At 46.4% G+C, this 8,947-nt stretch carries 13 protein-coding genes; 5 read left to right on the top strand and 8 right to left on the bottom strand.

Annotated elements, in window-relative coordinates:
* Positions 1–2: 2 nt before the first annotated feature.
* Both add and HJG54_RS25410 read right to left on the bottom strand, forming a co-directional pair.
* Positions 3–1,025 (bottom strand): adenosine deaminase, encoded by a 1,023-nt coding sequence (gene add / locus HJG54_RS25415; protein WP_316432019.1) that lies wholly within the window; start codon positions 1,023–1,025, stop codon positions 3–5.
* A 26-nt stretch (positions 1,026–1,051) separates the two neighbouring features.
* The gene (locus HJG54_RS25410; RefSeq protein WP_316432018.1) at positions 1,052–1,897 is read right to left on the bottom strand and encodes a helix-turn-helix domain-containing protein; all 846 of its coding nucleotides are present in this window, start codon (positions 1,895–1,897) and stop codon (positions 1,052–1,054) included.
* 98 nt (positions 1,898–1,995) lie between these two features.
* Here HJG54_RS25410 and HJG54_RS25405 point away from each other — a divergent pair, with 98 nt between their 5' ends.
* Entirely contained in the window at positions 1,996–2,865 is an 870-nt protein-coding gene (locus HJG54_RS25405; RefSeq protein ID WP_316432017.1) for an alpha/beta hydrolase, read from the top strand.
* Between the two features lie 44 nt (positions 2,866–2,909).
* On the top strand, positions 2,910–3,353 hold the full coding sequence (locus tag HJG54_RS25400; protein WP_316432016.1) for a GFA family protein: 444 nt from the start codon (positions 2,910–2,912) through the stop codon (positions 3,351–3,353).
* 13 nt (positions 3,354–3,366) lie between these two features.
* Here HJG54_RS25400 and HJG54_RS25395 read toward each other — a convergent pair whose 3' ends face one another.
* From HJG54_RS25395 to HJG54_RS25370, 6 genes are all read right to left on the bottom strand, one after another.
* Complete coding sequence (locus HJG54_RS25395) at positions 3,367–3,633, bottom strand: hypothetical protein (RefSeq protein ID WP_316432015.1); 267 nt, start codon at positions 3,631–3,633, stop codon at positions 3,367–3,369.
* 198 nt (positions 3,634–3,831) lie between these two features.
* The gene (locus HJG54_RS25390) at positions 3,832–5,154 is read right to left on the bottom strand and encodes an MFS transporter (RefSeq protein ID WP_316432014.1); all 1,323 of its coding nucleotides are present in this window, start codon (positions 5,152–5,154) and stop codon (positions 3,832–3,834) included.
* 80 nt (positions 5,155–5,234) lie between these two features.
* Positions 5,235–5,963, bottom strand: coding sequence for a DUF899 domain-containing protein (locus tag HJG54_RS25385; RefSeq protein ID WP_316432013.1), 729 nt, complete (start codon positions 5,961–5,963; stop codon positions 5,235–5,237).
* 216 nt (positions 5,964–6,179) lie between these two features.
* Entirely contained in the window at positions 6,180–6,584 is a 405-nt protein-coding gene (locus HJG54_RS25380) for a GFA family protein (RefSeq protein ID WP_316432012.1), read from the bottom strand.
* A 396-nt stretch (positions 6,585–6,980) separates the two neighbouring features.
* On the bottom strand, positions 6,981–7,181 hold the full coding sequence (locus HJG54_RS25375) for a hypothetical protein (RefSeq protein ID WP_316432011.1): 201 nt from the start codon (positions 7,179–7,181) through the stop codon (positions 6,981–6,983).
* 23 nt (positions 7,182–7,204) lie between these two features.
* Positions 7,205–7,672: a MarR family winged helix-turn-helix transcriptional regulator gene (locus tag HJG54_RS25370; protein ID WP_316432010.1), complete on the bottom strand. Its 468-nt coding sequence runs from the start codon at positions 7,670–7,672 to the stop codon at positions 7,205–7,207.
* A 153-nt stretch (positions 7,673–7,825) separates the two neighbouring features.
* Here HJG54_RS25370 and HJG54_RS25365 point away from each other — a divergent pair, with 153 nt between their 5' ends.
* The 3 genes from HJG54_RS25365 to HJG54_RS25355 are packed head-to-tail and all read left to right on the top strand — an operon-like array spanning position 7,826 to position 8,851.
* Entirely contained in the window at positions 7,826–8,341 is a 516-nt protein-coding gene (locus tag HJG54_RS25365; RefSeq protein ID WP_316432009.1) for a hypothetical protein, read from the top strand.
* Positions 8,334–8,612 carry a hypothetical protein gene (locus HJG54_RS25360; protein WP_316432008.1) on the top strand — a complete coding sequence of 93 codons (279 nt, stop codon included), beginning with the start codon at positions 8,334–8,336 and terminating at the stop codon, positions 8,610–8,612. The genes HJG54_RS25365 and HJG54_RS25360 overlap by 8 nt, the downstream gene beginning before the upstream one ends.
* Positions 8,613–8,617: 5 nt before the next feature.
* Positions 8,618–8,851 carry a hypothetical protein gene (locus tag HJG54_RS25355; RefSeq protein WP_316432007.1) on the top strand — a complete coding sequence of 78 codons (234 nt, stop codon included), beginning with the start codon at positions 8,618–8,620 and terminating at the stop codon, positions 8,849–8,851.
* Positions 8,852–8,947 lie beyond the last annotated feature (96 nt).

Raw genomic sequence — 8,947 nt, 5'->3', positions numbered from 1 at the left:
GCTTATTCCTCACCCAGTGTCTCCAAGAAACCTTGCCATTGAATCCGATATGCTGCTTTTTCTGCCTCACGCAAAAACGTGGCTTCCAGAGTGTTGAGATTCAACTGCCAGAGTTCCTCCCAGGAAAAACCTTGAGTTGCTAGAGTCGAGTACTCATTCACCAAGTTGGTGTTGAACATGGGTGGATCATCAGAGTTAAGGGTGCAATAAAGTCCAGCATCGACCATTTGACGAATTGGATGCGGTTGCGCTCGCGGCACAACACCAAGGCAGTAGTTGCTTTGAGGCGAAACTTCAAGCGGTGTTTGTGAAATTCGGAGTTCTTCAACTAAGGCATTATCCTCCAAACATCGAACTCCGTGACCAATTCGTTCAACCTGTAAATTCTTCAATGCGCCCCAAATGCTGTTTGCACCCTCTGTTTCACCCCCATGAGCAACGACTCGTAACCCCTGCCGCTTTGCCTCTGCAAAGGTTTCGGTAAAACCTTCTGGTGGATGCCCTGTCTCTAGTCCTGCAAGACCCAGACCAACAATGATGCCTCTCTCTTGACCCAGTAAAGCACATTCCAAAGCTCGATTCTGCAAATCCGGCTGATGGCGAGAAATAGTTGCAATGAAACGGACACGGCTACCGTAATTTGTTTCTCCCTGCACTGCACCTGTTTCTAACGCATGAAATAACTCATCATCTGAGAATTTGTTCACATGTAATGTTGTGCTAAAATGAACTTCACTGTACTTAATGTTTTGCTCTGATTGATGCTTGAGAAATTGCTCAACGATCAGTACATAGTCTTCAGGTGTTTGGATGCAGCGACTGGCAATGGTATAAACCTCGACAAAATGAGCTAAATCACGGAACTGATAGAATGACTTCCATTCCTCCAGTGAAGTCACAGGGATTTCTACTTGATTTTTTTGTGCCATTTGATAAACAATTTCAGCAGCGATCGCGCCCACCAAGTGAACGTGAATCTCTACTTTAGGCATGGCTTGCAGACAATCAGCTAATATCGATTTCATTGATTAGATAGTTCCTTCAAGGATGATTAATTGTGTGAGATTAAACGAATCCAGTTCTGTTCAGTGGCTTCATCGGCGGGAAATAGACACTCAATCCGTAGTTCTTGCAATGTGATGTCATAGGGTGTGCCTAAGGTGGCAACGGTGCAGAAAAACTGTAACTCCAGATCTGCTCGCTTGAAATGCACCGTGAGTAGCATGGTGTTTTGGGTAGTGAGATCGAAAGGATAGCGAATCTCTGAAACTCCTGGGTAACTCATTAACTCGTTTAGTAGTATCGCCAATTGTTCCTTTTCTCCTTCTGCGGTCGCTTCTCGGTGCAATCGTTGCAGCAAATGTCCTGCAAAGTCTTCCCAGTTCACCACAAACGGACGCAAACCCAGAGGATGAAACAGGACTCGCATGAAATTGAGGTTGCCATTTTGGTAAAAGTGCGTCTGTAGTTGCTCTCGGTCAATGAACAGTGTGAGCAATCGAGTCGCCGCATCGTTGGTTAAGAGCAAATTCCAGTAGCGATCAACCACGATTGCGGGGTAGGGTTCTTGTTGCCGCACCATAAAATCGATCGCTTTACGAACTGAAGCCATTTCAGGAGCTGATAGATCCGTTTCTGCGTGAATCGGAGCAAACCCAGCAGCGGTTAACATCAGATTTTGCTGTCTCAGCGGAATTTCTAAAACAGTTGCCAATTGCAGCACCATCTCTCGACTGGGTTTGGCACGTCCCGATTCGAGGAAACTGATGTGACGTTGAGATACCTGACTGATCACTGCTAAGTCAAGCTGGCTAAATCCTCGTTGGCTGCGCCATTGCTTGAGGAGCAGTCCAAATGAGCCAAGTTGTGGATCTGCGGCACTGGTGCGCTGTTGCATGACAAAACTTGCGAAAACAAGGGGGTTGATTACCTGTCAGGTAATTGCTTCGATTATCTCCTTTTCACATCATAGGTACATACCAATTGAGGCGGAAAATGATGTTGCAATCAACTCAAAGTTCTGCGACGCGACCAGCACAACAGTTATCTCAAAAATCTCTCATCGAAACCAATGATGGCACACGCCTGTTTTACCAAGATTTGGGGGCAGGTCAGCCGGTTGTTTTTATTCACGGCTGGGTAGTCGGTGCTGATATTTGGGAGTACCAGATGTCAGATTTGCCAAATCATGTGCGATGTATTGCTTACGATTGCAGAGGTTGTGGTCGTTCCGATCAACCCAGCAATGGCTATGATTACGATACGTTGGCTGACGATCTAGCCGCACTGCTTGAGCAGCTTGACCTGCAAAATGTCGTCTTGGTTGCCCATTCGATGGGCTGTGGTGAAGTCGTTCGCTATTTGTCACGTCATGGGGCAGCCCGAATTGATCGAGTTGTCCTTGTGGCAACCAACACGCCTTTTTTGCTTAGAATGAAAGACAATCCAGATGGCTTCGACAAGCAAATTCTGGATGACACGATCACTGAATTAAAGCGCGATCGCCCCCGCTATCTTGCCGCGATCGCCCCCACATTTTTTGGCACCGATCTGTCTACCCTTTCCATTTCGCCTGAGATGATGCAATGGGGGGTGGGACTCGCTCTACGCGCTTCGCCCAAAGCCACGATTGAGATGATGCGTGCGAATTTTGAAACAGACTTTCGACCTGACCTGCACGCTGTCACTGTACCCACGTTGATCATTCATGGCGATCGCGATCAAAGTCATCCCATTGATGTGACAGGAAGAAAAACCGCACAGTTAATCCGGGGTAGTCAATTCAAGGTGTATGAAGGTGCAGCCCATGGTCTGTTCATCACTCACAAAGAGCAATTTAATCGCGATCTGCTGGCATTTATTTAGAGTAGGTGCTTTTTGTTCGACGATCTCAAGATAGGAGTTCACAAATGTCTAATCAAGGTTCATGTCAATGCGGCGCGATCGCGTTTGAATTTGAGGGACCATCTTTTCTGACATTTTGTCACTGCAAAAACTGTCAGAAACTACATGGATCTGCCTTTGCACCGTTCCTTCATGCGGAATCAAAGACCTTCAAATGGTTGAAGGGTGAAGAATTCCTCAGCTATTTCAATTCATCATCACATTTGAGAAGAGCATTTTGTAGCAAGTGTGGTTCTACTCTGCCCATCGTCAGTCACGCGCTCAACCATATTGCTGTTCCAGCGAGTGCAATGGATACACCGATCGTGCAGCAGCCAGTCGCTCACTTCTATACGCGATCGCAAGCAAGCTGGTTTTGCATTGGTGATAACGCACAGCAGTATGAAACTACTCCACTAGGCGGGATTCGTGAAGTGTACGAACGGGTATTAAGCATGAACGAGACATGAGCACTTCACACTATCAGATTCGCTCTGCCCAAGTTGAGGATTTGGTCAATCTGGCGGCGATCGAACAAGCGGCAGCGACTTTTTCTGCATTGCGTACCATCCACTCATAGGTAGCAGATCCCATTGCCAACGCACCAACATTCGCAATGAACTCTAGATGGCTGGAACTATTTAGATCACCCAGTGGAAATAGCCAGTCTAGCGAGTGATCTTCGGTTGCAATAAATCCATCAAGACTAGTTGCTGTGAAGTATTGAGTTTTCATTCTTTCGCCATCCATCGTATATCGCCTCCAGAGCGTCTGCAATCAAACAACAGAGGTTATCCAGCATCAGAAATAAGCCCCGCCCCGTCTCTTTGAGCAGCAGTGTCAGTTTTGCGTGATTCTCATTTGGATCTGAGGCAATCACATGCGGTTGTTTGTCCCAATGTCTTAAAGAACCCAAATCAGAGAGAGTAGCATGACGTAATTCTGGGATCATTTCTTGTCCAAAGGTGATACGCTGTAGAGTCTCTGATACTTTGTGGATAACTTGCGATAAGCAGGCGATCGCATTGCCAGTAATGTCACCATTAGCCCAATCAATCCAGTCAAGGTAAATAGCAGCGCAATGCCGCGATCGGCTCCAGTGCCAAACCAGCTACCAATGAGATTCACGCCTGTCCCCGTGGTCATAAATGGGATAAAGATGAACTGCGCGATCGGTCCGATCATAAACGCGGTGAGGGGTGATGCAGCTTGCTCGATACTTTGAGCAAAGCCGAAGACGCGCCCTTGCCGTTCCAATGGAATGACGGCTTGCAGAATCGTTTGTTCTGAGGCTTCAACCACTGGAATCAGGCAGAGATAAACAAACATCCCTATGCTCAGCAACACGATAGAGGCTTGAATCGTAAAGCCAGTGGCAATTACCCACATGACAATATTTGCTAGAAATAGCGTCTGTAATGGGTTTTTCCCTAAACCGCGTTTAGCAATAACCAATCCACCGACAATAAATCCCAAACTTAAAAGCCCCCACAAAATTCCCCAAACCTGTACTGAAACCAGAGATAACCCATAGGCATCCATCAGGGACATGAAGATTCCGCCCAGGAAGTTGTTGAAACAGTTAAAGAAAATCAATCCGAATAATCCAGGGACGAACACGATCGCCCGAACTGTACCGCGAATGTCGATGTATTGAGTGTGATGTTCCGCGTGAATAATCTTTTGTTCAGCAATGGAAAGGGTTGCCAGATGCAGAATGACGGCAACGGTTAGGGCGATCGCACAAATCAGCACCCAATAGTCACCCAGAAACCCGATCGCCAGTCCACTGAAAATAGAAGCGATCAGAAATGATACACCATTCGCGGTGCCCACCAAACCATTGGCTTTGTCTCTCTCTGCTTCAGGAATCAGCAGGGTGACGAGGGTTGGCAGGGCGATTGTGCGGATATTGCCTGCGATCGCCCCTATTAAGGTCAGGGTGATAAAAATCCATAATGGAATGCTGGATACATCTGCAAAACCAGAGGGTGGCGTAGAACTAAAAATGATCTGAGCGAGGGTGTATAAGATGAGAGAGCAAACGCTGGACAGGAGCATCACTGTTTGCTTGCGATAGTGATCGACCAGTGATCCGAGAAAGAGTCCAGAGATGGCAACCGTGCCAACATACACACCCGCCATCACTGAGGTTGCCAGGACGGATTGAGTTTGCAGAAAAACCCAAAAGGTGACTGCGAACCAGACAAAAGTGTTGGTTAGCGCAGCCACCAGTGAGTTGACCAGGATGGCGTAAAACGTTTTTGTCATTGGATATGCTTGATTCACGTATTGTCTTGGCAATCGAGCGATCACCCCTGGTTGTCAGCGGCACTGGGTTGCCCATCCTGCTATCCATACGTCGGTTGCTGGGGCCAACCTGGGGGAGAATCTTCAAAGTCTTCCTGCCGCCCATAGGGAGTCGTATCGAGGAGGCTATAGGCATCGGTGAGGGATTCTACGCCACGACCGTAGGTTGAGTAGGTGTGGAAGATATCGTTGCCTATGCGGAAGAAGACGCTGAGTCCATGACTTTCACCCTGCATCACATTCGCTCCGTTTCTTTTCTCCAACTCAGCTTTGTCGCGGTAGTTGTACTCGATGGGTGCAATGGTTTCATCCAGGGTGACGTGAAAGTCGTAGTTGAAATCGCTGCCGTAGGAGGAATACCAGGGGACAGTCCACTCGTTTTGTTTCTTGTAAGCTTCGAGTTTGGAAGATGGAGCACGGGAGACGAGTACGAATGTGGTGTCGCGATCTTCCAGCATTGATAGATCGCCCAGAGAATTAACGTAGCCCGTACAGCCCATGCAGCCTTTCTGCCAATTGGGATCGAACATGAAGTGGTAAACGATCAGTTGAGTTCGTCCAGCAAACAAATCAATCAGTCTGACGGAGCCATTCTTTCCTTCAAAGGTGTACTCCTTTTCAAGTTTGACCATCGGCAGCCTGCGTCGCTCGGCATTAATGCGATCGCGATGCTTCGTATATTCTTTTTCGTGTTCAAGTAGAGTTTTACGAGCAGCCAGCCACTCGGTTTGGGCAACAATTTTGGGATGGGCAATTTCGGTTTGCATCATGGTAGTTTTTCCTTGCCTCTGTCGGCTGTTCTAGAGTTTGAACCTGATACCCGTTGAGCTAGAAGTTGAGCAAAGGTTGATTAATGAGCCTTCTGTGTATTTAACCACAAAGTTAAATATAAGAGGAAACGCTTGACTTGTCAATACAGATGTTCTATTCATTGAAAATGCAAGATTGCTCGTTTGAGACTTCCGAGAGGTCTTGTGAATGTGATATCAAAGGTGGCTCGTTACAGCAGGCGGCGACTGCCAGTTGTTGTTGCGCCCATCGCTGTAGTGGACGGGAATACTTGCAAATGCTTCATCACTCAGATTATCCAGACAGGCAATATTGATGGAGTAAAATGCTCCACCAATTTCATCCAGATATCCGCGTCCAAACGGTCTCGCACCACAGTGTTTGCAAAACAGGTGTTGGACACTGTGAGAGCCGAATTGGTAATCGCTCAGGTCATTTTCTCCAAACAGCAGACGAAATGCATCAGGTTCGATAATGACTGTCCATAATCTATTTTTGGTACAGATTGAGCAATTACATCTGCCTGTACCCTGGCTCAAATTAATATCGGCTTCAAAGCGCACCTTACCGCAATGACAGCTTCCCTGATAGGTCTTTTCCATAGGTAATCTCTTTCATAAAATTAGATTTCACTCAATGGATATATTGATGCTAAAAACGGCTTCTAACTGACGATTAACTTCACTTTTAAGTAAACAAACGTCGCTCTAGAAAATAATTAGATCTTGTCTTTTAGATCTTGTCTTTTGATGTATGCCTCTCAATTTTGCCTGGTAATCGCGTGTTAGTGATTCCTGCTGTAATAGCTGTGATTTTGGGAATCTCAGGCTCAGATTCTTGGTTTTGAAATTGATTCCAGGATAGAGATGTAAAAGATTATGGTTCCTCTATCTGATATAGTTTTCCTAGATTAGCGATCGCGTCTGCTTCCCACTTCACCCGACAAGGTGAGGCTGTACTTTTTCTATCCTTCGGCAGGTCTTTGTTGTTAACATTTGTTAGGTAGTCAAATTCTGCAGAGTGGCGAAGTAAGCCGAATCACCGATCTTAAACAATCCATACCAGGCTTCTAAAACTTCAGCAGATAAAGTCAAGCTCCTTAAAAATTTTGACATGATATGGTCCAGGATTCGTTTGAGAATAGCGTTATTAATTCCTGCAATCGCATCACTGGCAGCGACAGCAGTATTCACGGTCATGCTATTAAAGTAGCTCCAATCTCTTATTGGTTCAACATCTCCCGCAGTTGCTCATGTAGTTTTTTCACGACATCCGCTGCATTTTGCAGTTGAGCCGCATCTTGCTGTTTGGCTAATGTTTCAGCCAGTTCAGCGATGCGATCGCTCATTTCCTGAAATACGACCTCCCCTTTAGATGTGAGACGCAATAGTTTTGAGCGTTTGTGAGCAGGATTATTCACCAACTCAATCACACCATCCTTGAGCATCTCATTGGCGAGCTTCTGCACACTCTGACGCGGCACATACCGATAGCGGGCAATCTGCGGTACTGTTTGAGATCCATAGATTTTCAACAGGCGTAACACGCTCCAATAGCTTTCGCCAGAGGGAGAAACAACGCCAATTCGCATCCCTTCTGCTCGCAAGAGAAAGAAGGTTGCCACAATTTCAATGATTAAATCCTCGATCGCCCGTCCTGCTTTGGTTCTCTTCGTGACTCGCTTTGCCATTGCCGTTGATGCTTACAAAGATTCTTACAAAAGTTGATACTCTACGATGACAATCAATAGTCAAAATGACAATTAGTTGTCATAATTATCGTATCGCAAGCTGACGATGAGCTACAAAATTGCAATCCTCCAGAAATTTCATAGGAGGTTCGGATGGTTCTCAGAACATTGCAGTTTATCACCCTGATTTTAGTTGCCTTGTGGATGGGTTTAGAGTTTAGCCACGCCCTAGAGCTTCCTGCCAAGATGCAGTATGACGGGCAATTTTATGTAACAGTGCAAAATACCCTTTACCGATATTTTGGCGCACCAGGACCGGGAGCGATCGTCACAGTAGGGGCATTCGTAAGTGCAATCGCGCTGTTATTTCTTGTCCGAAAGCGTCGTCCTGCTGTTTACTGGACACTGATTGGAACACTCTGCCTAGTCTTCGCGTTCCCAGTTGTTTACTTTTGGCAAATTGAACCTGTCAATGTTGTGTTCAGGCAATCGACCCCCCAATCGTTGCCGACTAATTGGATGCAACTTCGACAACAGTGGGAGTATGGTCATCTCACGAATTTTGTGTTGACGTTATTCGGTTTTAGTACGCTACTGATTTCTGTTCCGACAGAGACTTCCACCAATCGACGGTACAAAACCAGAGCCGAGGAATCAAAAAATGTTTAATGGTCTACAAATTCTCACAACTCTCCTAGTTGCAGATGCAATGGCAATGGCGCTTGCCCATGCGCTGGAGCTACCAGGGAAAATGCGCTTGAGCAAAGAAGCTTACTTTGCTACACAACCGATCTACTATCCGGGATTTACGATCGCCCGTGGTGTGGGCGAGTTTGGAGGATTGATTGCAGCGATCGCACTATTGCTTTTTACGCCAGTTGGCAGCCTGACATTCTGGCTCACCTTTGTCGCATTATCCGGATCGCATTATCCGGATTGATTGGGATGCAGACGGTGTATTGGCTCTGGATACATCCGGTGAATCAGTTTTGGCTAGAGGGAGAAACGCTGAGCAAAGCGGGTTCTCGCTTCTTCTCGTTTGGGATAAATCGGGAGCAGCGATTAGAGGAACCTTGGATAAATTTACGAAATCAATGGGAGTATGCTCATGTCGTGCGGGCAGGATTTGCATTGATTAGCCTGATTGCCATGATGATTTCACTCTCAATGCATCAATAGCTGAAACGAGAGCTAAACTCTTAGTCAACGTAAGGTTGCAAGGCATCTACAAAGATGTTTGGGTAGTCCTATTTAGTAAAGGACAGAGATTAACCA

The sequence above is a fragment of the Leptolyngbya sp. NK1-12 genome, assembly GCF_032598965.1.
Taxonomy (GTDB): Bacteria; Cyanobacteriota; Cyanobacteriia; order Elainellales; family Elainellaceae; genus Elainella.
This window is presented reverse-complemented; position numbering and strand designations above follow the sequence as displayed.